The sequence below is a fragment of the Rugamonas sp. FW305-51 genome, assembly GCF_058786935.1.
The window spans coordinates 168,651-192,313 of the sequence record NZ_JBYSZG010000001.1 but is presented as its reverse complement, the minus strand read 5'-3'; the positions used below and the strand labels follow the sequence as shown (position 1 = coordinate 192,313).

23 protein-coding genes are annotated in these 23,663 nt (G+C 65.8%); 8 read left to right on the top strand and 15 right to left on the bottom strand.

Annotated elements, in window-relative coordinates; all coding sequences use genetic code 11:
- The 8 genes from AC3WOS_RS00800 to AC3WOS_RS00765 are packed head-to-tail and all read right to left on the bottom strand — an operon-like array spanning nucleotide 1 to nucleotide 7,179.
- Nucleotides 1-1,158, bottom strand: a complete 1,158-nt coding sequence (locus tag AC3WOS_RS00800) for an acyl-CoA dehydrogenase family protein (protein WP_492713886.1) — start codon at nucleotides 1,156-1,158, stop codon at nucleotides 1-3.
- Nucleotides 1,159-1,162: 4 nt separating this feature from the next.
- Complete coding sequence (locus AC3WOS_RS00795; protein WP_492713885.1) at nucleotides 1,163-2,023, bottom strand: HTD2 family dehydratase; 861 nt, start codon at nucleotides 2,021-2,023, stop codon at nucleotides 1,163-1,165.
- Nucleotides 2,024-2,044: 21 nt separating this feature from the next.
- Nucleotides 2,045-2,872 (bottom strand): HpcH/HpaI aldolase/citrate lyase family protein, encoded by an 828-nt coding sequence (locus AC3WOS_RS00790; protein ID WP_492713883.1) that lies wholly within the window; start codon nucleotides 2,870-2,872, stop codon nucleotides 2,045-2,047.
- Between the two features lie 11 nt (nucleotides 2,873-2,883).
- On the bottom strand, nucleotides 2,884-3,816 hold the full coding sequence (locus tag AC3WOS_RS00785; RefSeq protein ID WP_492713881.1) for an electron transfer flavoprotein subunit alpha/FixB family protein: 933 nt from the start codon (nucleotides 3,814-3,816) through the stop codon (nucleotides 2,884-2,886).
- The gene (locus AC3WOS_RS00780; protein WP_492713879.1) at nucleotides 3,813-4,565 is read right to left on the bottom strand and encodes an electron transfer flavoprotein subunit beta/FixA family protein; all 753 of its coding nucleotides are present in this window, start codon (nucleotides 4,563-4,565) and stop codon (nucleotides 3,813-3,815) included. Before AC3WOS_RS00780 ends, AC3WOS_RS00785 begins: the two co-directional genes overlap by 4 nt.
- 15 nt (nucleotides 4,566-4,580) lie before the next feature.
- Nucleotides 4,581-6,047, bottom strand: coding sequence for an aldehyde dehydrogenase (locus tag AC3WOS_RS00775; protein ID WP_492713877.1), 1,467 nt, complete (start codon nucleotides 6,045-6,047; stop codon nucleotides 4,581-4,583).
- Between the two features lie 17 nt (nucleotides 6,048-6,064).
- Nucleotides 6,065-6,664 carry a thiamine pyrophosphate-dependent enzyme gene (locus AC3WOS_RS00770; RefSeq protein ID WP_492713875.1) on the bottom strand — a complete coding sequence of 200 codons (600 nt, stop codon included), beginning with the start codon at nucleotides 6,662-6,664 and terminating at the stop codon, nucleotides 6,065-6,067.
- Nucleotides 6,649-7,179 carry a phosphonopyruvate decarboxylase gene (locus tag AC3WOS_RS00765; protein WP_492713873.1) on the bottom strand — a complete coding sequence of 177 codons (531 nt, stop codon included), beginning with the start codon at nucleotides 7,177-7,179 and terminating at the stop codon, nucleotides 6,649-6,651. Before AC3WOS_RS00765 ends, AC3WOS_RS00770 begins: the two co-directional genes overlap by 16 nt.
- 149 nt (nucleotides 7,180-7,328) lie before the next feature.
- Between AC3WOS_RS00765 and AC3WOS_RS00760 the strand changes: the two genes are divergently transcribed.
- The 4 genes from AC3WOS_RS00760 (at nucleotide 7,329) to mug (ending at nucleotide 11,146) form a co-directional block, all read left to right on the top strand.
- Complete coding sequence (locus AC3WOS_RS00760; protein WP_492713871.1) at nucleotides 7,329-8,258, top strand: LysR family transcriptional regulator; 930 nt, start codon at nucleotides 7,329-7,331, stop codon at nucleotides 8,256-8,258.
- Between the two features lie 117 nt (nucleotides 8,259-8,375).
- Nucleotides 8,376-9,725 (top strand): MFS family transporter, encoded by a 1,350-nt coding sequence (locus AC3WOS_RS00755; protein ID WP_492713869.1) that lies wholly within the window; start codon nucleotides 8,376-8,378, stop codon nucleotides 9,723-9,725.
- A gap of 230 nt (nucleotides 9,726-9,955) precedes the next feature.
- Complete coding sequence (locus tag AC3WOS_RS00750) at nucleotides 9,956-10,396, top strand: FKBP-type peptidyl-prolyl cis-trans isomerase (protein ID WP_492713867.1); 441 nt, start codon at nucleotides 9,956-9,958, stop codon at nucleotides 10,394-10,396.
- Nucleotides 10,397-10,633: 237 nt separating this feature from the next.
- On the top strand, nucleotides 10,634-11,146 hold the full coding sequence (gene mug / locus AC3WOS_RS00745) for a G/U mismatch-specific DNA glycosylase (protein WP_492713865.1): 513 nt from the start codon (nucleotides 10,634-10,636) through the stop codon (nucleotides 11,144-11,146).
- On the opposite strand, the gene AC3WOS_RS00740 is transcribed toward mug, so the two are convergent.
- Nucleotides 11,118-12,044, bottom strand: coding sequence for a LysR family transcriptional regulator (locus AC3WOS_RS00740; protein WP_492713863.1), 927 nt, complete (start codon nucleotides 12,042-12,044; stop codon nucleotides 11,118-11,120). The genes mug and AC3WOS_RS00740 overlap by 29 nt on opposite strands.
- 101 nt (nucleotides 12,045-12,145) lie before the next feature.
- On the opposite strand from AC3WOS_RS00740, the gene AC3WOS_RS00735 reads away from it, so the two are divergent.
- From AC3WOS_RS00735 to AC3WOS_RS00725, 3 genes are all read left to right on the top strand, one after another.
- Nucleotides 12,146-13,351, top strand: a complete 1,206-nt coding sequence (locus AC3WOS_RS00735) for an MFS transporter (RefSeq protein WP_492713861.1) — start codon at nucleotides 12,146-12,148, stop codon at nucleotides 13,349-13,351.
- Nucleotides 13,352-13,373: 22 nt separating this feature from the next.
- A complete protein-coding gene (locus tag AC3WOS_RS00730; protein ID WP_492713859.1) occupies nucleotides 13,374-14,384 on the top strand; it encodes a GlxA family transcriptional regulator in 1,011 nt (336 codons plus the stop codon).
- Between the two features lie 290 nt (nucleotides 14,385-14,674).
- A complete protein-coding gene (locus AC3WOS_RS00725; RefSeq protein ID WP_492713858.1) occupies nucleotides 14,675-16,336 on the top strand; it encodes a methyl-accepting chemotaxis protein in 1,662 nt (553 codons plus the stop codon).
- Here the strand turns inward: AC3WOS_RS00725 and AC3WOS_RS00720 are convergent.
- From AC3WOS_RS00720 to AC3WOS_RS00695, 6 genes are all read right to left on the bottom strand, one after another.
- Nucleotides 16,308-17,225, bottom strand: coding sequence for a LysR family transcriptional regulator (locus AC3WOS_RS00720; protein WP_492713856.1), 918 nt, complete (start codon nucleotides 17,223-17,225; stop codon nucleotides 16,308-16,310). The two genes, AC3WOS_RS00725 and AC3WOS_RS00720, sit on opposite strands and share 29 nt — an antisense overlap.
- A 106-nt stretch (nucleotides 17,226-17,331) precedes the next feature.
- Nucleotides 17,332-17,841 (bottom strand): cupin domain-containing protein, encoded by a 510-nt coding sequence (locus AC3WOS_RS00715; RefSeq protein ID WP_492713855.1) that lies wholly within the window; start codon nucleotides 17,839-17,841, stop codon nucleotides 17,332-17,334.
- Nucleotides 17,842-18,001: 160 nt separating this feature from the next.
- Nucleotides 18,002-18,394, bottom strand: coding sequence for a cupin domain-containing protein (locus tag AC3WOS_RS00710; RefSeq protein ID WP_492713853.1), 393 nt, complete (start codon nucleotides 18,392-18,394; stop codon nucleotides 18,002-18,004).
- Nucleotides 18,395-18,642: 248 nt separating this feature from the next.
- Complete coding sequence (locus AC3WOS_RS00705; protein WP_492713852.1) at nucleotides 18,643-20,532, bottom strand: TRAP transporter large permease; 1,890 nt, start codon at nucleotides 20,530-20,532, stop codon at nucleotides 18,643-18,645.
- A 38-nt stretch (nucleotides 20,533-20,570) separates the two neighbouring features.
- Entirely contained in the window at nucleotides 20,571-21,590 is a 1,020-nt protein-coding gene (locus AC3WOS_RS00700; protein WP_492713850.1) for a TRAP transporter substrate-binding protein, read from the bottom strand.
- A gap of 22 nt (nucleotides 21,591-21,612) precedes the next feature.
- Nucleotides 21,613-22,716 carry a mandelate racemase/muconate lactonizing enzyme family protein gene (locus AC3WOS_RS00695; RefSeq protein WP_492713848.1) on the bottom strand — a complete coding sequence of 368 codons (1,104 nt, stop codon included), beginning with the start codon at nucleotides 22,714-22,716 and terminating at the stop codon, nucleotides 21,613-21,615.
- Nucleotides 22,717-22,926: 210 nt separating this feature from the next.
- Between AC3WOS_RS00695 and AC3WOS_RS00690 the strand changes: the two genes are divergently transcribed.
- Entirely contained in the window at nucleotides 22,927-23,658 is a 732-nt protein-coding gene (locus tag AC3WOS_RS00690; RefSeq protein ID WP_492713847.1) for a FadR/GntR family transcriptional regulator, read from the top strand.
- The last annotated feature ends 5 nt before the right edge of the window (nucleotides 23,659-23,663 follow it).

Below are 23,663 nucleotides of genomic sequence, written 5' to 3'. Positions count from 1 at the left end.
TCAGAACGAGCGTGGCAGGCCAAGCACGTGTTCCGCCACGTGCGCCAGGATCAGGTTGGTCGAAATCGGCGCCACCTGGTACAGGCGCGTCTCGCGGAACTTGCGCTCGACGTCGTACTCGGCGGCAAAGCCGAAGCCGCCATGGAATTGCAGGCAGGCGTTGGCTGCCTCCCACGAGGCTTCCGCCGCCAGCATCTTGGCCATGTTGGCTTCCGCACCGCAGGGCTGATGCGCGTCGAACTTCGCGCACGCCTTGAAACGCATCAGGTTGGCCGCCTCGACATTGATGAAGGCGCGGGCGATGGGGAACTGCACGCCCTGGTTCTGGCCGATCGGGCGGCCGAACACTTCGCGCTCCTTCACGTACTTGCTGACCTTGTCGATGAACCAGTAGCCGTCGCCGATACATTCGGCCGCGATCAGGGTGCGTTCGGCGTTCAGGCCATCGAGGATGTACTTGAAGCCTTTGCCCTCCTGGCCAATCAGGTTCTCGGCCGGGATTTCCAGGTTCTCGAAGAACAGTTCATTGGTTTCGTGGTTGACCATGTTGGCGATGGGCTGCACCACCAGGCCCTTGCCGATCGCCTCGCGCAGGTCGACCACGAAAATGGACATGCCTTCGGACTTCCTGGTGACCTCGGCCAGCGGCGTGGTGCGCGCCAGCAGTATCATCAGGTCCGAGTGCTGTACCCGGGAGATCCACACCTTCTGGCCGTTGATCACGTAGCGGTCGCCCTTCTTGACGGCCGTGGTCTTGATCTTGGTGGTGTCGGTGCCGGTGGTGGGTTCGGTCACGGCCATCGATTGCAGGCGCAATTCGCCGCTGGCGATCTTGGGCAGGTACAAGCGCTTTTGCGCTTCCGAGCCATGGCGCAGCAGGGTGCCCATGTTGTACATCTGGCCGTGGCAGGCGCCGGAGTTGCCGCCGGAGCGGTTGATCTCTTCCATGATCACGGACGCTTCGGTCAGACCGAGTCCTGAACCGCCGTATTCCTGGGGGATCAGGGCGGCCAGCCAGCCCGCCCGGGTCAGCGCGTCCACGAATTTTTCGGGGTAGCCGCGCTGTTCGTCGACCTTGCGGAAGTATTCGGCCGGGAATTCGGCGCATAGGTCGCGGACGGCGTCGCGGATGTCCTGGAAATCGTTCTGGATGGTCATGCTCTTACTCCTCGTTGTTTGCTTTATTTAAGATGGCTTCGGCGCGCATACTCAGGTGTCCTTGCTCGTTCCTGGCCCACAGGCTGACTGTCTTGCCGTCGGCGTGCACGCGCCCGCAGACCTGGAACGGCTTGTCGTGGAACAGCGGCTGCATGGCGCGGAAGGAATATTCGGCCACTTCGGCGCCCGGCCAATTGCGGTGCAGCAGGTCCAGCAGCAGCGTGGCGATCAGGGGGCCGTGCACCACCAGGCCCGGATAGCCCTCCACCTGCGTCGCATAAGGCAGGTCGTAGTGGATGCGGTGGCCGTTGAAGGTCAGGGCGGAATAGCGAAACAGGAGCACGGGATCGGGCACGATGTCGCGCATCCAGTGCCAGTCATTGTCCGCCTGCACCGGCTCCGCGACGGGATCAGCCGGCAGCGGGTGGTTGCGGTAGACGATGTCGTGTTCCTCGGTGATGGCCAGGCCTCGATCGTTGCGGATTTCATGTCGCACCTGTACGAAGGCCAGTTTGCCGCTGCGGCCCTCTTTTTTCGAAACGTCGGTGATTCTGGAGACGCGCAGTACGGCGTCACCGATGCGCAACGGGCGCAGGAATTTCAAACGGCCGCCGGCCCACATGCGGCGCGGCAGGTCGACCGGGGGCAGGAAGCCGCCCCGTGCCGGGTGGCCATCGGCGCCGATGACCGCCTGCCGGTGCATGGGCAGGAAATACAGCCAGTGCCAAAGCGGCGGCAATGCCTCGCCAGGCAGCGCCGTGGCGTCGTCGTGGTCCAGGGTGGCGGCCAGGGCGCGCACCGGGGCGGGGGTGATCAGGTCCAGGCGCTCTTCGGCGCGGCCTATCCATTCGTTCAAATCAGTCATGCTGGTCTCCTCCTTCGGCTGCTACGCATTGACTGCGTGGGCGGCCTCTTTCAATATTTGCTGCGCCTTGAGAATGACCGGCCGATCGACCATGCGTCCATCGAGCGCCACGGCGGCGCCGTTGGCCGCGTCGGCCGCGGCGACGACGCGCCTGGCCCACGCGGTTTCCTCGTCGCTGGGCAGGAAGGTGCGGTGCACCGTTTCCAGCTGGCGCGGATGGATGCATAGCTTGGCGCCGAAGCCGAGGCGGCGGCTGCGCAGCGTGTCGCAATGCAGCAGTGTTTCGTCGTCCAGCGCCACCGTCACGCCGTCGACCGGCGCCGGCAGACCGGCCAGGCGCGACGCCAGCACCAGTTGTGAACGGAAGTACAGGAGCTCTTCGTGATCGCCTTCGATGCCCAGGTCCAGCTTGAAGTCAATCGAGCCGAACACCAGGCGCTGCACCTGCGGCGCGCGGGCCAGCGCGGCGGCGTTGGCCATGCCCAGCGCGGTTTCAATCAGCGGCAGGATGGCCAGCGTGTCGATGGCGCCGGCCAGCTGCGCCAGGTCTTCCACACGCTCTGCCTTGGGCAATACCACGCCGGCTACGCCGGGCAGGGCGCACAGCTTCAAGTCGTCGCCGAACCATTCGGTCTGTGCACCGTTGATGCGGATGAGGACAGGGCAGGGCGGATGCGCGGCGCCCAGCGCGAGGGCGATGGCGTCGCGCGCCGCAGCCTTCTCGTCGGCCGGCACGGCGTCCTCCAGGTCGAGGATGACCGAATGGGCGCCGCTGGCGAAGGCGCGGGCAAAACGTTCTGGCCGGTTTCCCGGCACGAACAGGTAGGAGCGGGGTGGGGTGTTGCGCATGATTGCTCTCCTCAACCCAGTGCGGTGGCCAACTGGGGCACCAGTTCGAACAAGTCGCCAACCAGGCCGAAGTCCGCCACTTGAAAAATGGGCGCCTCCTCATCCTTGTTGATGGCGACGATCACGCGCGAGCCCTTCATGCCCGCCAGGTGCTGGATGGCGCCGGAAATGCCGACCGCCAGGTACAGCTCGGGGGCGACGACCTGCCCGGTCTGGCCCACTTGCCGGTCGTTGGGCGCGTAGCCGGCGTCCACCGCGGCGCGCGAGGCGCCCAGTGCCGCGTTGAGCTTGTCGGCCAGCGGCGCCAGCAGCGCTTCGTATTGCTCGGCGCTGCCCAGGCCGCGCCCGCCGGACACCACCACGCGCGCCGCCCCCAGTTCCGGCCGCGTCGACTGGACGATCTGGCGCCCCACCACGCGTACCGCGTCCGACACTGGGCCGGGCGGAACGGCCTCGATGGAGCAGGTGGCCTGCTCCTCCGCCGCGGCGAAGGCCGAGGTGCGCACCGTCAGCACCTTGATGCGGTCGGACGAGCGCAGCGTGGCCAGCACGTTGCCGGCGTACTGCGGGCTCACGAACAGGTCGGGCCCCATCACGGCCACCACGTCCGACACCTGCGCCACGTCAAGCAGCGCGGCGATGCGCGGCGCGAGGTTCTTGCCTGCCGAGGTGGCGGCCAGTACCACATGGGTATAGGCGCCGGCCAGCGCGGCGGCCAGCGGCGCTACGTTTTCCGGCAACTGGTCCAGGTAGTGCCGGCCGGTCACATGCAGCACGGTGGCGACACCGGCCACACGGGCCGCCTGCGCCACCGCGCCTTCGCAGCCGTGGCCGGCGACCAGCACGTGCACATCGCCGCCCAGCTTGCGCGCTGCGTCCACAGCATGGCGGGTGGCCGCTTTCAGGACGGTGTGGCCATGTTCCGCGATAACCAAAGTCTTCATGCGAGCACCTTTGCTTCGTTCTTCAATCTGGCGATCAATTCCTGTACGTCCGCCACGCGCACGCCTGGACTCCGGGCGGCCGGTTCGGCCGCGGTCACCAGGGTCAGGCGCGGCGCCAGGTCCAGCCCCAGTTCAGCGCAGTCCAGCACCGCCAGCGGCTTTTTCTTGGCCTTCATCAGGTTGGGCAGGGTGACGTAGCGCGGTTCGTTCAGGCGCAGGTCGGTCGTGATGACGGCGGGCAGGCGCAGTTCCAGCGTTTCCAGCCCGCCGTCGATTTCACGGGTGACCGTGGCGCGGCCGGCGGCGATCTCCACCTTCGAGGCGAACGTGGCCTGGCCCCAGTCGGCCAGGGCGGCGAACATCTGGCCGGTCTGGCAGGCGTCGCTGTCGATGGCCTGCTTGCCGAAGATGACCAGGTCCGGTTGCTCGCGCTCGGCCACGGCCTTGACGATCTTGGCCACGGCCAGCGGCTGCAGCGCCGCGTCGGTCTGAACGTGAATGGCGCGGTCGGCGCCGATGGCCAGTGCATTGCGCAACGTTTCCTGGCATGTGGCGCCGCCGCAGGACAGTGCCACCACCTCAGCTTGCGGGTGCTTTTCCTTCAGCCGCACGGCTTCCTCGACGGCGATCTCGTCGAAGGGGTTCATGGCCATCTTGACGTTGGCCAGCTCCACGCCCGAACCGTCCGCCTTTACGCGCGGCGTGACGTTATAGTCCGCCACGCGCTTGATCGGTACCAGTATTTTCATAGTCGGTCTCCTCGTTCAGCGCATGGTGAAGGGGTTGCCCGTGGGGGCGCCCTTGTTGATCCATATGCTCTTGGTTTGCAGGTAGGCGTAGATGGCGTCGATGCCGTTTTCGCGCCCCAGCCCGGAATCCTTGTAGCCGCCGAAGGGCGACATATAGCTCACCGCGCGATAGGTGTTGACCCAGACCGTGCCGGCCTGAATCTGTTCCGACACGCGGAAGGCCCGGCCGATATCGCCGGTCCACACGCCGGCGCCCAGGCCATAGCAACTGTCGTTGGCGATGCGCACGGCGTCCTGCTCGTCGCCGAAGCGCAGCACCGACAGCACCGGCCCGAACACTTCCTCGCGCGCGATGCGCATGCCACTGGTCACATCCGAGAACACGGTCGGCTCCACGAACCAGCCGCCGCAGGCTGCCGCCTTGCCTCCCAGACGCAGCGTCGCACCTTCCACCCGGGCGATGCCGATGTAGGACAGTACCTTGTCATACTGCTGGCGCGTGGTGATCGGCCCGACCTGGGTGCCGGGGTCCATGGGGTTGCCCAGCCTCGCGGTGCGCGCCAGTGCCAGCAGCTTGTCGAGGAACGCATCGTGGATGTCGTCCTGCAGCAGCAGGCGCGAGCCGGCGATGCAGGTCTGGCCGCTGGCGGCGAAGATGCCGGAGACGGCCCCGTTGACCGCATCGTCGAGGTTGGCGTCGTTGAAGACGATGTTGGGCGACTTGCCCCCCAGCTCCAGGCTCACATGCTTGAAGTGGCGCGCGGCCTGCTCGTTGATGGCGCGGCCGGTGGCATCCGAACCGGTGAAGGTGATCTTGCTCACCAGCGGGTGGGCGACCAGCGGCGCGCCCACGTCGGCGCCGAACCCGGTGACGACGTTGAATACGCCTGGCGGGAAGCCCGCTTCCTGGAACAGCTTGGCCAACTCCAGCGCGGAGACGGACGTGAATTCCGAAGGTTTGAGCACCACCGTGCAGCCGGCGGCGAGCGCCGGCGCGATCTTCCATGCCGTCAGCATCAACGGCGAGTTCCATGGTGTAATGGCGGCGACCACACCCAGCGCTTCATGGCGTGTGAAGTTGAAGTATCCCGCCTTGTCGAGCGGGATCACGGCCCCTTGCACCTTGTCCGCCAGGCCGCCGTAGTAGTAGAACCAGTTGGGCAGGTAAGCCATCTGGGCGCTCATTTCGGCGTATAACTTGCCGTTGTCGAGCACCTCGGTGGCCGCCAGTTTGGCGGCGTCACGGGCGATCAGGTCGCCCAGCTTGCGCAGCAGTGCGCCGCGCGCGCTGGCGCTCATGGCGGACCATGGACCGGCGCTGAACGCGGCGTGTGCCGCCCGCACGGCGCGGTCCACGTCCGCCGCGCCGCCGCGGGCCACCTGCGCCCACGGCTGGCCGGTGTAGGGATTTTCGGTATTGAACCACTCGCCGGCGCTGGCGTCGGCGAACGATCCATCGATAAACAACTGGTAGCGGTGCATGGCGCAGTTCTCCGGCGTCACATCGGCGCGAAGCCGAGGTGGGCGCGGAAGCGGTTCTTCACATACACGCCGTCGCGGGGTGGCAGGGCCCGCTGGTGCTCCTCGGCATCGATGAACACTTGGGCGAAGGTGGTGCCGTTGCCGTTGCCGATCAATTCGACCAGCTGGTCCAGTTGTTCCACGTGGCGGAGCTCGATGGTGTTCGCGATGCCGCTCGCCTTGGCCACGCCGGCCAGGCTGGTACCGAGGCTGGTGTGGCTCGGCTGCATGCCGGTTTCGCCGAAATGGCCGTTGTCCAGCGCGACCAGCGCCAGGTTGGCTGGCTGCTGGGCCGCGGCCGTGGCCAGGCTACCTATGCCCATCAGCTGCTCGCCGTCGCCGGTGATGGCGATCACCTGGCGCTCCGGCTGCGCGAGGGCCAGGCCCAGCGCGACCGAGGTGGAACCGCCCATCGCGCCCCACAGATAGAAGTTTCCGGGCCGATCACCTGCGGCGAACACATCATAGGAGGGGGAGCCGAGGCCGGTGACCACTAGCGCGTCCGGAAACCTGGCCAGCAAGGCCTTGACGAATTCGCGGCGATTGATTTTCTTGGTGTTGGTCATTTGCGCACCCATTTTTTACGTCCGATCAGGCTTTGGGAAAGAAGGATGGCCACACGCTGGCCCGCGTCGAAGGCTTGCACCAGGCCGGCGTCGACCAGGTCGGCGACGTCTTCGGGACGCTCGGCGCGGTAGACGGTAATGCCCATCAGTTCCAGCGCGCCCTGGGTGCGCTGGCCCATCGGGTTTTGCCAGGGATTGAACTCGGCATATTCGCCGCGCATGGTGATGATGGTGAACAGCGGGAAGCGGCACGCTTCCAGCAGCGAGAACATGTTGACGCAGTTGCCCACGCCGCTGCTTTGCATCAGCAGCGCCGCGCGCTGCCCGCCCAGCCAGGCGCCGCTGGCTACCGCCACGCCTTCTTCCTCGGTGGTGAGGACCACGTCCTTGATGTCCGGATCGGCCTGGGCGCTGCGGATGACGTGTGAGTGGCCGGCATCCGGCACGTACACCAGTTGGCGTACGTCGTGCTGCTTGAGCAGGGCGAAGATCTCCTCTTGCCAGGGAAGTGCAGTTGTCGTTGTCATTGTGTAGTCTCTATCTAAGGTGGTGAAGACAAGGCCATCATAGAATTCAATAGTGACGATGGTGAAATAGAAAAACGTGATTCCTCCATCACGTAATGGTATAGATGGTGGCAATGTATTGCGACAAGTGATGGGATAGAATGGGCGCCATGGACATTAAACAGATACGTACGTTGATCGCGATCGCCGAAACCGGCAGTGCCACCAAGGCGGGCGAGTTGCTGCACCTGGTGCAGCCGGCCGTGTCGCGCCATATCCGCTTGCTGGAGGAGGAGTGCGGCGTGCACCTGTTCGAGCGTGAACGGCACGGCATGGTCCTCACGGACGCCGGCAAGACCCTGGCCGAATACGGCCGCCGGGCGCTGCGCGAACTGGACAAGGCCAAGGCGGAACTGGCCCCGGCCACCAACGCCGTCTCCGGCCGCCTGGCCATCGGCCTGCTCGCCAGTACCAGCCGGATGGTTGCCGACGAGCTGGTGGTGCGCATGCGTGCCAAATATCCGTCGGTGACGGTCTGCGTCAATGTCGGTTATGCGGGCAACGTGATGCAGTGGCTGGAGTCCGGCGAAGTGGAGCTGGCGCTGCTGTACGACACCCGTTCCTCGAGCGGCATGCAGGTGGAGGCGTTGCTCGATGAGCGGCTCTACGTCGTGGGGCCGCCCGGCGCGATAGGCGCGGATGCACCTTTCCAGCTGAAACGTCTGCAGGGGAGCGACATGGTGCTGCCGAATGCACCGCACGGACTGCGCAGCATCATCGAGCACGCGCTGGCGGTGGCTGGGATCGAGATCAACATCGTGGCCGAGACCAATGCGCTCGATCTGCAGAAGTCCCTGGTGGCCAAGGGCTACGGCTATACCATCCTGCCCAGTTCCGCGGTCTCCGCCGAGCTGGAGGCGGGAACGCTGTCGGGCGCGCCGGTGTGTACGCCCGACTTGTCGCGGCGCGTGGTGCTCGCCCGCGCGGCCGCGCGTCGGCCTTCTCCGGCCAGCGTCGCCGCCGCGCCAGAACTGGTGGGACTGATGAAGGAATTGGTGCTGCGGGACGCGTGGCCCGGCGCGGTGTGGATAGGGCGCTAGCCATACCCAAGCTTGATGGTGGCATCATGAAATGCTATTTCATCCAGCGTTCTATTACGTCTTAGGATGGGGGTAATAACAAGTGGTCAAGCCACATAACCCTAACCTGGAGACAACATGTTCAACCCCGCATCCGCACCGGCGCACCCCGGCGCCACTCCCCATCGCATCCGCGGCATCATCGGCGCCTGCGCCGGCAACCTGGTCGAGTGGTTTGACTTTTTCGTGTACGCCTACACGGCCATCTACTTCGCCAGCGCCTTTTTTCCGAAGGGTGACCAATCCAGCCAGTTGCTGGCCACGGCCGGGGTATTCGCTGTCGGTTTCTTCATGCGCCCGTTGGGCGGCTGGCTGTTTGGCTGGATCGCCGATACACGGGGGCGCAAGCTGTCGATGATGATTGCGGTATGCATGATGTGCGCCGGATCGCTGATGATCGCGCTCCTGCCCACCTACGAGCACATCGGCTTTGCCGCGCCTGTGCTGCTGCTCGTGGCGCGCTTGATCCAGGGCCTGTCGGTGGGCGCGGAATACGGCACCGGCGCCACCTACCTGAGCGAAGCGGCCACCGCCGGGCGGCGCGGCTTCTTCGGTTCCTTCCAGTATTTCACTATCGTCGCGGGACAACTGCTCGCGCTGCTGACGGTGACGCTGCTGCAGCACACGCTGGCGCCGGAGGAACTGAAGGCCTGGGGCTGGCGCATTCCCTTCTTCATCGGGGCCGTCAGCTCGATCGTGGTGGTGTACCTGCGCCGCTCGATGCTCGAGACGGCGTCCGGCAAGGCCATGAAGCACAAGGACGCCGGTTCCATCAAGGGGCTGCTCAAGCATAAGCGCGCGGTGCTGCTGGTGCTGGCCTTCACGGCGGGCGGCTCGCTGTACTTCTACACCTTTACGACGTATATGCAGAAATTCCTGGTGGTGTCGGTGGGCCTGCCGGTCGACACGGTGAGCTTCGTGATGACGGCGGCGCTGGTGTGCTTCATGCTGTTCCAGCCGGTATTCGGCGCGCTGTCGGACCGTCTCGGCGTCAAGGCCCACATGCTGCTGTTCACCGGCCTGGCGACCGTGCTGGTGGCGCCCATCCTGTTCGCCCTGAAAACCACGACCAGCCCGGTGGCGGCCTTCGCGCTGGTGCTGAGCGGTTTGCTGATCGCTTGCTTCTATACCCCGGTGGCGGGGCTGGTGAAGGCGGACATGTTCCCGGCCGGGGTGCGTGCGCTGGGCGTCGGACTGCCCTATGCGATCGCCAACGCCATGTGCGGCGGCTCGGCGGAATACACGGCGCTGGCGCTGCGCTCGGCGGGCGTCGAGACTTACTTCTTCTACTACGTGGCCGGCATGGCCGCCATCGCCTTCATCGCCTCGGCCGCCATGCCGGACCTGGCGCGCCACGGCTACCTCGATGGCGATGGCGAGGTGGAGGCCAACAGCGGCTTCCGCCGCCGCGTTCTTGTGTCTGCGTAGGGACGACGCCGGCATGTGGACTGTGCTGTAATTTGCTCGCTATAAGCGACTGATTCTTAAAGAAAAACTGATGGCCGTTGATGATTCGAGCATGGATCATCAACGGCCTTTATAATTTGCGGCCATGAGTTGCCTGCGATTCGCGCTTGATCATCGCATTGATGCACCCGCCCGTAGCAGGGCAGACCATGTGCAGCCCCTTTTTCCGCCGCCGTCCACGAAAGAACACCATGAAACAACTGCTTGCCTCCTGCGTTATTGGCCTCACCCTGACCCTGGGTTTGGCCGGCTGCGACCGCGCCAAGGCGCCGGCGCCGGCCGCGGCCAACGCCATCCCTTTGCAAAAGATCGACTCCCTGGCAGGCACCGGCAAGGAGGCGGTCGCCGGTGCGACCGCCGTGGTCAACTACACCGGCTGGCTGTACGAGCCGAAAGCGCCCTTGCAGCATGGCGCGCAGTTCGACTCCTCGGTCGGACGCGAGCCCTTCAGCTTCCCGCTCGGCGCCGGACGCGTCATCCAGGGCTGGGACGAAGGCGTGCAGGGCATGAAGGTCGGCGGCAAGCGCACGCTGATCGTGCCCGCGAGCATGGGCTACGGCGCAAGCGGCGCGGGCCCGATCCCGCCGAACGCCAACCTGATCTTCGAGGTCGAACTGCTGGAGGTGCGCTGAGTCATCCACTGACAGGCGCCATACCTATCCAGGAATTACAAAGCGGTGGAATTCCAGGCTTGCCATATCCGGGCAAGCACTTTGTCCGGGGCGGGCACTGCGGGCTGCCCGAGTGCTTGCCGGTCGCGCGCGGCCGCTGGCCTATGTTGAACGTTTTGGGGACAACCGCAGGTGCAGGGATTGCATGGCGGCGAGGGCAGGGGCATGCTTCACATTTTGTATGCACGGAATTTAAAAATGCCTGAGCTCGCCGACATTCTTGCGCACGACTTGCGGGTGGTTTTTTGCGGCATCAACCCCGGTGCGGATGCCGCCAGCGCCGGCCACCATTTCCTTGGACGCGGTAACCGGTTCTGGCCGGTACTGCATCTGGCCGGTTTTACGCCGCATCAGATTGCGCCGCGCGACGACTCCAGCGTGCTCGCTTATGGGCTGGGGCTGACCGTGGCGGTGGCGCGGCCCACGCGGCGCGCGGACGAAGTCGCGGGCGCGGAATTTACGCGCGCGGCGTCAGCCTTGTTGCGCAAACTGGCGCGCTATCGGCCGCGCTGCATCGCCTTCCTGGGCAAGGCGGCCTATCTCGGCATCACCGGCAAGCGCGAAGCATGCTGGGGCGAACAGGCGGAACCGCTGGGCGGGACGCGGGTGTGGATCTTGCCCAATCCAAGTGGGCTCAACCGCAGCTTCAGCAGGGACCAGTTGGTGACCGCATATGCCGCCCTCAACCAGGCGCTGGCGGAAACGCGCTGAGCGCGTGCGCGGTGCGGACGCGCAGGCGCGGCGCGACGAAGTCCAGGAAGGCCCGCAATTTCAGCGGCAGCGGTACTTGTCCCTTATGTACCAGGCTGACCGGGAACGGCGCCAGCTCGAAGGACGGCAGCACCACGCTGAGGGCCTGGTCGCGTATGGCGTCCGCCACCTGATAGGACAGCACGCGCACCAGGCCCACGCCCAACATCGCCGCCGCAATGGCCGCCTCCGCCGTGTTGACCGCCAGCCGTGACACGACGGGCACCGACAGCTCCGACTTGCCGGTGCCGAACACCCAGGCCCGTTTCGATTCCAGCACCTCGAAACTGATGCAGTTGTGCGCGGCCAGGTCCTGCGGCCGGGCCGGCGCGCCATGTTTGGCCAGGTAGGCAGGACTGCCACACACCACCCGGCGCACCATGCCGACGCGCGTTGCCATCATGGTGCTGTCTGGCAGCTCGCCGATGCGCACGGCGATGTCGATCTGCTCGTCCATCAGGTGCACCACGCGGTCGGTCAGCACCAGCCGGATGTCGATCTCCGGATACTGCGCCAGGAATTCCGCCACCACGGGCACGATGTGCAGCCGGCCGAACACCACCGGCGCCGTCACCACCAGCTCGCCCTTGGGCGCGGCATACTCGCCGGTGGCGATGCGCTCGGCCTCGCCAATTTCCTCCAGGATGCGCCGGCAGGCGGCCACGTAAGTCGCGCCCGTTTCCGTCAGCGACAGTTGCCGCGTCGTGCGATGCAGCAGGCGCGTGTTCAGGTGCGTTTCCAGCTCGCTGACCTTGCGGCTGACCGTCGGCAGCGGCATGCCAAGGCGACGCGCCGCCGCCGACAGGCTGCCGGCGTCCACCACCGATAGCAGGATGGACATGGATTCGACAAGGTTCATAGACTGTACCAATTTTTGGAAGAATGATTCTCAATATTAGGTGATTCTCTTTGTGGGTGCAATTGCCTAGACTCCCTGCATCAACATAAAGGGAACCTCCCATGAACAGCATTGCCATACCACCCGCCGGCCCGCCCATGGCGTCGCGCGGCAAGATTGTGATGATGGCGGTGATCGCCGGCGCGGTCATCACCAATATTTACTGCACCCAGCCCATCCTGCCGCTGATCGCGGCCGGCATGCAGGTGGGGCTGACGACGGTCGATCTGGTGGCCGGTGCGGCGCTGCTGGGCTTTGCCACCGGCCTGGCCCTGCTGCTGCCGCTGGGCGACCGGTTTGACCGGCGCAAGCTGGTGCTGGCGCAGATCGGGCTGGCCTGTGCCTTTGCCCTGGCCGCGGCGTGCGCGCCCGGCATCTGGGCGTTGATCGCGGTGTCCTTCGGCCTGGGCGTGGTCAGCTGCGTGCCGCAACAGCTGGTGCCGTTTGCGGCCGTGATGTCGGCGCCCAGCGAGCGCGGACGTTCAGTCGGCACGGTGGTCAGCGGCATCATGGTCGGCATCCTGCTTGGCCGCACCGTCAGCGGGGTGGTGGGCGCGGCTTGGGGCTGGCGTGCCGTCTACGCGGTCGAAGCGGCTTTCATGGTCCCGGTCTGGATCGCGGCGGCGGCCTTGCTGCCACGGGGCGTGCCGACCAGTAAACTGAGCTACGGCCGGCTGCTGGCCTCGCTCTGGCCGCTGGCGCGCGACCATCGCCCTATCCGCGAATCGATGATGGTGCAGGCCTTGCTGTGGGCCTGTTTCAATGCCTTCTGGGTCAACCTGGCCACCTTGCTGGCGGAGGGGCCATGGCATCTGGGCAGCGCCTGGGCGGGCGGCTTCGGCATCATCGGCGCGGCCGGCGCGCTGGCCGCTTCCTACGGCGGCCGGGCCAGCGACCGCCTGGGATCGCGCGCCGTCATCGGCGCCAGCATCGGAATCGTCACGCTGTCCTACCTGATACTGGCCGGGGCCGAGTTCTCGCTGTTGTTGCTGGTGATCGGCGTCATTGTGCTCGACATCGGCGTACAGGCCGGGCTGGTGGCGAATCAAACCCGCGCCTTTGCGGTCGACCCGGCGGCGCAGGGTCGTATCAACAGCCTCTACATGACGGCGACGTTTTCCGGCGGCGCGTTGGGCGTGGCGGCGAGCGGCTGGCTGATGACAAGGCTGGGCTGGAGCGGTATCGCCGTCTTCGGTATCGTGCTCGGCTGCCTCGCCGGCGCCATCCACTGGCGCGGCAGTGCGCGCCTGGTGGCCGAAGCAAGTTGACACGCCATCCAGGAGCGACGTGATGAAGCTGACACTGGTTGTGCTGGATGGGGTGCAGGCGCTCGATGTGGCCGGTCCGCTGGATGTGTTCGCCGAGGCGAATCGCCACCTGGCGCCGCAGGACCGCTATGACGTGACCATCGTGGGGGCGCATCCGGGCAGCGTGCAAAGCTCCAGCGGCCTGGAATTGAACGTCCATTGCGACTATCCGCGCTTCGACGGCGAGAGCGAACTGCTGCTGGTTGCCGGCGGATCGTGTTGTCCCGAGCACCCGCCGGAGCCGGCCTTCGTGGCCTGGCTGCGCGGGCAGGCGCAAGGCGCGGCCCGCTATGGCGCCGTTTGCAATGGCGTCTTTTTACTGGGACAGGCCGGGTTGCTGGAGGGCCGGACCATCACCACGCATTGGGGTTCTGCCGAGCGGCTGGCGAGGCAGTTCCCCGGCGCCACCGTCGAGCCCGACAAAATCTTTGTACGGGACGGCAAGCTGTTTACGAGCGGCGGCGTGAGCGCGGGCATCGACCTGTGCCTGGCGCTGGTCGCCGAGGACTGGGGCGCGGCCATGGCGCTGGAAGTGGCGCAACGCCTGATCTTGACCATGCGCCGCGACGGCGGCCAATCGCAATACAGCCCCTATCTCGCGGTGGAGCCCGAACAGGAGACGCTGGTGTCCAGGGTGTTGAAGTACGTCAGCGACAACATCAGCGATGCGCTCAGCATCGAGCAGATTGCCGATGCCGTCGGGGTCAGCCGGCGCACGTTTTCGCGTGCGTTCGCCAGGCACGCGCGGGTCACGCCATCGGTGTTTGTCGAGCAGATCCGTGTCGATTATGCCCGCAAGCTGCTGGAGGAAACCCGGCTGCCGATGAAGACCGTGGCCTTCCGCAGCGGCTTTCACAACGCGACGCAAATGCGGATGACTTTTTCGCGCCAGTTGAACACGACCCCTGCCTTGTACCGCGAGGGGGCGTCGATGCCCGCCGCTGCGCCCCGCGTGGCCCGCGCCGGCCAGGAACGGCGCGGCATCGCGGCTTGATTCATTACGCTGGGGAACAACAGTAATGCCGGCCGGTGGGGTCTATTGCATCAGGCTCCCAAGGTAACATCAATCTCCAGGCAACGCCGTACCAGCACGGCAATATCGGCGGCCAGACTTGCCGGGCACATGAAGGCTAGTCCGAAGAACGGCTCTGCGGCGCAGGCGTATGGCCGGTGCCGTGCCGGTCCTGGCGCCGTTGCCTGGCGTTCAAGTTGCCTGTAGTCGCAGCAGGGTGCGCGCCATCTCGCGCTGTTCCCCTTCCTCTTTACCTTATCCAAGGATCCATGATGTGGTTTTCGAATTTAAAAATAGGCACGCGCCTGCGCTTGGGCTTCGCCCTGATGCTGGCCATGGTGGCCGCCGTTGCCGGCCTGGGCCTGGCGTCCATGGGCCGCGTCGATGCGCGCATTGCGCAGATCGTCGACGACCATAACGTCAAAATATTCTCGGCTGGCGTGATGGGCGAAAACTTTCGCAACGTCTTGCTGGCCACCGCCAGCATCGTCCTGGTGACCGATCCGGGCGACGTCAAGGACCAGGTGGGCAAGTTGGCCGTTGCGCGCGCGCGCTACGGGGCGGCGAAGAAGACGCTGCTCGCCACCCAGCTGAACGACAGCGACAAACGGCTGCTGGCCAAACTGGATCAGGCGATCGCGTTTTCCCGGCCGAAGATCGATCAGGCCGTCGCGCTGGGCATCGCTGGCGCCCGCGACGCAGCTACCAGCTACATGCTGAAGGAATCGATACCGTCGGCGCTGGTGGCGATCGGCGTGATCGATGAAATCGTCGAGTTCGAGAAGCAACAGGCCCGCGATGCGGCCGACGACGCCAAGGCCCAATACCACCATGCCAACCTGTTGCTGCTGTCGATAGGCGTGCTGGCCATGCTGGCCGGCGGGGCTGTCGCCTGGATCACCACGCGCTCTATCGTCGGTCCGATCCGCGCCGCGGTGGTGCTGGCCGAGAAGGTCGCCGGCGGCGACTTGAGCAGTGTCATCAAGGTCGAGAGCCGCGACGAAACGGGGCAGCTGATGGCGGCGTTGCGGCACATGAACGAGAGCCTGCGCCAGGTGGTCGGCGAAGTGCGCGGCGGCACCGATGCGATCACGGCCGCTTCGAGCGAAATCGCGGGCGGTAACCGCGATCTGTCGTCGCGTACCGAGCAGCAGGCCGGCTCACTGGCGGCGACCGCCTCGTCGATGGAGGAATTGACCAGTACCGTGAAGCAGAACGCCGACCATGCGCGCCAGGCGAACCGCCTGGCGATCTCGGCCTCGGCAGTGGCCATCAAGGGCGGGGCGGTGGTGTCGCAAGTGGTCGACACCATGGGCTCCATCCATGGTTCGGCCAGGAAGGTGGTCGACATCATCGCCGTGATCGACGGCATCGCTTTCCAGACCAATATCCTGGCGCTCAACGCCGCGGTGGAGGCGGCGCGGGCCGGCGAGCAGGGCCGGGGCTTTGCCGTGGTCGCGACCGAGGTGCGCAATCTGGCCCAGCGTTCGGCAGCGGCCGCCAGGGAAATCAAGACCTTGATCGGGGATTCGGTCGAGGAAGTCGATGCCGGCATCGCCTTGGTCAATCAGGCCAGTTCGACCATGCAGGCCGTGGTCGAGAGCATCAAGAGCGTGACCGACATCATGGACGACATCACCGCGGCCAGCCAGAAGCAGGCCAGCGGTATCGAGCAGGTCAACCAGGCCATCAGCCAGATCGACAGCGTCACGCAGCAAAATGCGGCGCTGGTGGAAGAAGCGGCCGCTGCCGCCCAGTCGCTGCAAGACCAGGCCGGCAGCCTGTCGCAAGTGGTCAGTGTGTTCAAGCTCGACGCGACGCCTGCGGCCCTGGGCACGCCGGCAAACAGGGCAGGGCCAGCCTTGCCGGTGACGGCGGCGCGGCGCGCCCAGTCGCAGCGCCACATCAGCTATGCGGGCTCAGCTTCTCAATGAGGAAGTCGATGAAGGTGCGCACGCGCAACGGCAAATGCCGCGCGTGCGGATAGAGCAGGAAGAAGGGGCGGGAGGCGCCCCCGAACTGGGGCAACAGTTCAACCAGGCCGCCTTCGGCAAGGTCGCGCTCGACGATGTAGCGGTAGGTCTGCACCAGGCCGGCGCCGTTGCGCGCCAGGGTGACGATGCCCAGCACATCGTCCGCGCACGAATAGCCGCCACTGGTGATGACGTCGATCTGCTCACCGGCCTGACGGAACAGCCAGGCGATCTTGCGTCCCGTGCTAGGCAGCTCGAACTGGATGCAGTCATGCTGTTGCAGATCGTCGAGCGACGATGGGGTGCCGGCCCGCCGCAAATAGGACGGCGCCGCCACCAGCACCAGTTCGGCGTCCTCAAGTTTGCGCGCGACGAGCGTGGAGTCGGCCGGGTTGCGCCCGCGTATCACCATGTCGTAGCGCTCGTCCGAAAAGTCGATATTGCGATTGCTGACGTGGACGGCGACTGTCAGCTCCGGATACAGCCGGCGAAACTGCGGCAGCAACGGCAGCAGGCGGTAGTGGCCATATGAGGTCGGTACGCTGATCCGCAGCGCGCCCGCCGGCGTCGCCTGCGACCCGGTCACCTCGCGCTCGGCTTCCATCAGCTGCTGCAGTACCTGGCGACATTGTTCGAAGTAGCGCAGGCCGCCGTCCGTCAGCCGGATCTGGCGGGTGGTACGTACGAAAAGACGTACGCCCAGCCGCTCTTCCAGCCGGGCGACCGAGCGGCTGACGGCCGCCGGGGTGACGCCGGCCACGTTGGCCGCCGCCGTAAAGCTGCCCAGCTCGGCCGCCTGGCAGAACAGTTTGATGGTTCCCAGCTGCATCTCGTCAAAATTGCGCGTCATGCCCATCTCCCGGTTAAGCCGGCCGTCGCCCGGCATGCGGCGGGCCGGTTGGGGCCGGCCCCGCGCCGCCACGACCGGCTCCCAACGAAGCAACCTTCGTCCCGACTCAATGCAGCCGCGGGTCGTCCGCGTCGCGGATATATTTCATGCCCAGCGGCCCGACGCCGGCCACCTGCGTCATGTAGTCGCCCGATTTCGCCCAATGGAAGTGGGGCGTGTTGGCAGGTAACACGACGACCGAACCCGGCGCATAGGCCTGCAACTTGTCGGGGTCGAAGGTGGTGCCGATGCCGATATAGAACACGCCGGACACCACCGTGTAGATGCGGTCTTCCGGATGGGTATGCGGCATCAGCTTCACCCCGGCCGGCAATTTGACCCGCACGACGTAGGGCCCCGCCTTGGACGGGTCTCCTACCACGATCGACAGGCGCGCCTCCGGCGGGAAGGCCGGGAACGCTTGCCATGTGAGGTTTTCCGCGAGGACGGAGCCGAATTGCTTGACCGGCAGGCCGTGCGGCGCCGCGCTTGCAGGCTGGTCCGCGGTTTGCGCGCCGGCCGTGCCGAGGAATGCGATGGCGACCGTGAATGGAACGAGTTTCTTGAGGGATAGCATTTGGATACTCCAGTGGTTGTCTGATGAAAATTGCCTGGCAAGCCGCCCGCCGCCTTCATTGCATGGCGTCGCAGCGTGCGCCGTGTTGCTGACCCGGCCCGGCACAAACGGCGCCCTGCAATCGCCATGACTGGAGGGCTCCGCCGCGCTCAGGCGACCGTCATGGCGTCCGCATGACCAGGGGCTTGCCCGTCTCGACGATGTAGTGGGCGAGCGCCTTGAAGTGGACATGGCCGACGTTGCAGACGTTATGCATCTGGCCCGGGGCGAATTGCAGCGGTTGACCGGCCTTGGCGGGCAGGTCCGGCTTGCCATCGATTTGTGCGACAACCTCTCCCTCCAGAATATACGCGCTTTCGGCGCCGGGATGAGCGTGGCGGCCCGTGCACTGGCCCGGTTCAAGCTCGGCAATGACACTCAGGATCTGGTGGCCCGCCGGGTAATCGATGGTTTGCAGCACCGTGCGCTGCTGGGCTGTTGCATGGCCTGCCAGGGCTGCAAGCAGGAGGGTGGCGCTCGACAATGCCGCCGCGTTTCGTTTGCTGAAAAACATGCTGATTCTCCTCGTTGTTAACTCTCATAAGACTCGGCCGCTTGGTGCCGAGATGGGGGTGCAGGACCTGCCTAGGGGAAGCTTGTGGCTTCCCCAGGCAGGTCGGACGTGCGCTGGTTGGCGTTGCCCACAACGGGCCGCGCCGGGAAAAACGGCTGTCTGCGCAGCCTTGGAACCGAGCCTGCCGGGCGGACATCCGGATCGTGTCCGGGCCCGCCTGCGGCCGTCTCGATGAGGGGGCCTGCTGGTTACAGGAACCCGGTGGAGAGCCACGGCAGCGCCGCGATGGCTACCAGGGCCAGCAACAAGGCGCCCAGGTAGGGCCAGATGCGCGCCATGGCCTTCTCCGGCGCCACCTTGCCGATCGCGCAGGCGGCGTAGAAGCCGACCCCGAACGGCGGAGCGAACAGGCCCAGGCCCATGGCAAACACGGCCACCATGGCGTAGTGCACTTCGTGGATGCCGGCCGCGCGCGCGATGGGAAACAGCAGGGGCCCGAACAGGACGATGGCGGGTATCCCTTCAAGAAAGCTGCCCAGTACGACGAAGGCGACTACCGAGACGCACATGAAGCCGGCCGCGCCTCCGGGCAGCGCCGCCATCGCGTTGGCCAGCAGGGTGGAAAAGCCGGACTGGGTCAGCGCCCAGGCCATGGCGGTGGCGCAGCCGATGATGAGCAGGATGGCGCCGGACAGCGAAGCCGTATCGAGCAGGATCGGATACAGCCGTTTCCAGTCGAAGCGGCGGTACACGGTCGTGCCGACGAGGAAGGTGTAGGCGACCCCGATGGTGGCCACTTCGGTCGCCGTGGCCACGCCTTCGACCACGGCGGTGCGGATCAGGAACGGCAGTACGATCGCAGGCAATGCATAGACGAAGGCGCGGCCCACTTCGCGGCCCGAGGCGCGCCGCAGCTGGGTGGGCACGCGGCGGCGGTTCTTGAACCACACCACCAGCGCCATCGCGGCCGCACCGACCAGCGCCGGCACGAAGCCGCCGGTGAACAGTGCGGCGATGGAGATGCCGGTCACCGAGCCGATGGTGATCAACACCAGGCTGGGCGGGATGGTTTCGGACATCGCACCGGACGCGCTGAGCATGGCGACCAACTCGCCTTCGTCTTCGCCGCGTTCGCGCATTTCCGGGAACAGTGCCGGCGCCACGGCCGCCATGTCGGCCGCCTTCGATCCCGAGATGCCGGACACGAGGTACATGGCCCCGATCAGCACATATGACAGACCGCCGCGCACGTGCCCGATCAGCGACGCCAGCACGCCGATCATGGCAGCGGCCATGCCCATCGCCTCGATCAAGGCGCCGAGAAACACGAACAGGGGCACCGACAGCAGGATCAGGCCAGACATGCCCTCATCTATCCTGCCCACGGCGACGATGGCGGGAATCTCGGTCACGCTGGCCAGGTAGGCCAGGGTGGACAAGCCGAAGGCGGTCATGATGGGCACGCCAATCATGACCATCGCGCTCACCCCGAGGACGAAAAACAGCAGCAGGCTGGCACCGCCCATGCCGACCAGCGCCGGCCTGGCAAGCAGCAGCAGGGCGGCGATGCCGCCTGCAATCAGGAGCGACAGGCCAAGGTGGCGCAGGCGGGCCTGCGCCATCAGGCGCGACAGCGCGATGGCCAGCATCAGGGTGAACCCGGTGGCGACGGCGGCCACCCGGAACGCGTGGGGGATGCCAAGTGCGGGCATCGTGATGTCCCATTCTTCCTGGACGTATTCCCAGCCCGGCGCGACCAGCAGCAGCATGAAGATCACCACCAGCAGGCTGGCAAAGGTATCGAAGAAGGAGCGGGCCGGCGGCGCCATCTTTTCCAGGAACGTCGTCAGGCGCATATGTTCGCCGCGGCGCAAGGCAATCACGGCGCCGAACATCGCCAGCCAGATGAACAGCAGCGACGCCAGTTCGTCACCCCAGGGCAGCGGATCGCGCAGGGCATAGCGGTAGATCACGTTGGCCAGCAGCAGCAACACTTCGATCACGACCAGCGCGGCGGCCGGGATCTCGGTCAGGTATTTGATGGCCGATTCCAGCACGCGGCCACAGGCCACGATGCGGGAACTGTCGCGCGACCATGGGGGCGCGGCCATTACGGCGGAGTGAACGGGAGTGTGCATGGCGGTCTTCCTTCGTCTCGAGATAATGTGGGCCTGGCTCAGGCCACGTCCGGTGCGTACCTGGTCAGCACGGCCCAGCTTTCTTCGCCAAATTTCTTGCGCCACTCAGCGTAGAAGCCGGCCTTGCGCAAGGCATCGCGGAAGGGCTTGGGGTCGGCATGGTTGACGATCATGCCTTTCTTGGCCAGCGTCTGTTCCAGCGAGGGGTTGAGGCGCGCCACGTCGGCCCGCAGGTCCATGGCCGATTGGTTCATATTCTTGCGCACGATGGCCTGGATGGCCGGCGGCAGCGTATTCCAGCGCCGCGGATTCATCAGCAGCCAATAGCCGTTCCACACGTGGTTGGTGATGGAACAGTATTTCTGCACCTCGTAATACTTGGCCGTGTCTATCGTCACCAGCGGGTTTTCCTGCCCCTCCACGATGCGGGTCTGCAGGGCCGAATACAGTTCGCTCAGGTTAAGCGCCGTGGGACCCGCGCCGAACGCCTTGAACATCGACACCCACAGCGGCGCGACCGGCACCCGCACCTTGAACCCCTGCAGGTCGGCCGGGGTGCGGATCGGATGCGAAGCGCTGGTCAGCTGGCGGAAACCGTTCTCCCAGATGTTCTCCATCACGGCCAGGCCGGACTTGCTGATGCCGGCCCGGATATGGGCGCCCAGGTCGCCGTCCATGGCGGCATGCGCGCCCTTGTCGTCGTTGAAGGCAAAGCCGACGCCATTGATCGAGGCCAGCGGCACCAGGGTGCCCAGGATCACATCGGGCATCAGGCTCATCTCCAGGCCGCCCGAACGGGTCTGGCCCAGCATGTCGGTGTCGCCGCCGAGCTGATTGTTGCCATAGATCTGCAGGTCGAAGCGGCCCTGGGTCTCGGCCTTGATTCTTTGCGCCGCTTCGAGCAGGCGCAGGTGCACCGGGTGGGTGGCCGGCAGGTCGTGTCCGCACTTGAAGCTGAATTCCGCGGCGCGGGCGATGGTGGGCATCGCCGCGAGCACGGGAAGGGCGATGGCGGCTGCACTGCCTTGCAGGAAGGTACGTCGGGTCATGTCGTTCATGTCTCTCTCCAGGAAAAAATCGTTATGCCAGCCGGTAGTCGCGGATCACATCGAGATCCGGTTCGAGACCCAGTCCGGGTGCTTGCGGAACGGCGATCGCGCCGTTTTTGGGAATGATGGCGTCGCCATACAACTGCGCCTCCAGGTCGAAATAGCGCCATTCGACGATGGCGTTGGCACCGCCCAGCGCGGCGCTGGCGTGCACGCTGGCCAGCAGGCCGGGGCCGTCGTAGAAGGTATGGACCATGACGGTGGTGTTGTGCGCCTTGGCCAGCGCATAGACTTTCTGCAGCTCAGTGATGCCGCCCATCTTGGCCGGGCTGGGCTGGATGAAATCGACGGCGCCCGCTTCCAGCATGTGCTGGAAGTCCATCAGCGTGGAGGCGTTCTCGCCGGCCGCCACGGGAATGCCACCCTGTTGGCGGACCGTGGCCAGGCCGGGGTAGTTCTCCGGCGGCCATACCGGCTCTTCCAGCCAGCGCAGGTTGAACGGGCGCAGCTGTTCGGCCATGTCGAGCGCTTCGCGCACGCTCCACGGGCAGTTGACGTCCAGCGTGATTTCGATGTCCGGGCCGGCCGCTTCGCGCGCCGCACGGACGCAGGCGACATCGATTTCGTGCAGCTTCAGGTATTTATAGCCGGCGTCGACGGCGCGCCGCACATTGCGCCGCACCAGCTCCGGTTCGCCATAACGGATCAGGCTGGCGTAAGCGGACAGCGAGGTCGCGTCGCTGCCGCCCAGCAGTTGGTAGATGGGCTGGCTGGCGCGCTTGCCGGCGATGTCCCACAGCGCGATGTCGATCGCCGAGAGGCCGTAGATAAAGGCGCCGCTGCGGCCGAAGATATGCCATTTCTTCTGCAGCTCGGCCATCAGCTTTTCACGCTGGGTGACGTCGCGCCCGATCACCTCGGGCGCCAGGATGGTGTCGATCACCAGCTTGACCGCCGGGATGGCGGTGAAGCCGAACGTCTCGCCCCAGCCCACGGTGCCGTCATCGGCGGTCACTTTGACGAGCAGCGAATCGACGACCTGCAGATCCTTGCTGCCCCAGACGCCGCCGGCCGACTGGCCGCCCGAGGTAAAGGGGATGCGCAGCGCGATGGCTTCAATGTTGGCGATTTTCATGTGTACTCCTCCGTGTGTGACGTGGGCCCCGGCGCTGTTTTCCGCGGGAGCGGTGTTGTGTATGGTTGTATGATAGGAGACATTCGGTTGTCCTGCAAGAGAATAACTTGTTCTTTTTTTGCGCAGCGAGCAGTGATACTATGGGCGGGGCAGGGTGGACTGTTGTTATCCTGATGTAGAATAAGATGACAGCGAAAAGGAACCATACATATGAACGAAATGAACGTCCGGCGGGTCGAGCGCAGGCCCCATCTGGCCGAGCACCTGGTCGCCGCGTTGAGCGAGGAGATCGCTTCGGGGCGCCTGCGGCATGGGGACCGCCTGCCGACGGAGCAATTCCTGGCGCAGAATTTCGGCGTCAGCCGCAATGTCGTGCGCGAAGCCATCGCCAGCTTGCGCAGCCAGGGCCTGGTCCAGTCGCGCCAGGGGATAGGCGCCTTTGTGTCCGTGACGGCGCAGGCGGCGGAGCCGCTGGGCCAGGTTGACGCACAGTTGCTGGAAGGGGACAACACCATCCGCAATATGTTCGAGGTGCGCGCCGCGCTGGAAGGCCAGGCCGCCGCGCTGGCCGCCGCATCCATGACCCCGCGCAAGCTCAAAGGCATCCGCGACGCGGTCGAGCGCATGCGCTTCGAGGGCGCGCCGACCGCCGCCACCGTCAACGCCGACCTCGACTTTCACCGGGCCGTGGCTGCCGCCTCGGGCAACGATTACCTGGAGGCGATGATACGCACCGTGCTCGAACCGATGCGGCCGCTCATCGCGGCCAACTTCGCGCGCCACGGGCCGATGTTCGGCAACATTCCGCACGCGGCGCGGGACGAGCATGAAGCGCTGGTGCAAGCCTTCATCGACAAGGATGCGGGGCTGGCGCGCCGGCTGATGGGGGAACACATCGTCAGCGCGGCGTCCCGCTTCGGTTATGAAATCGCCCATTACTGACCCTA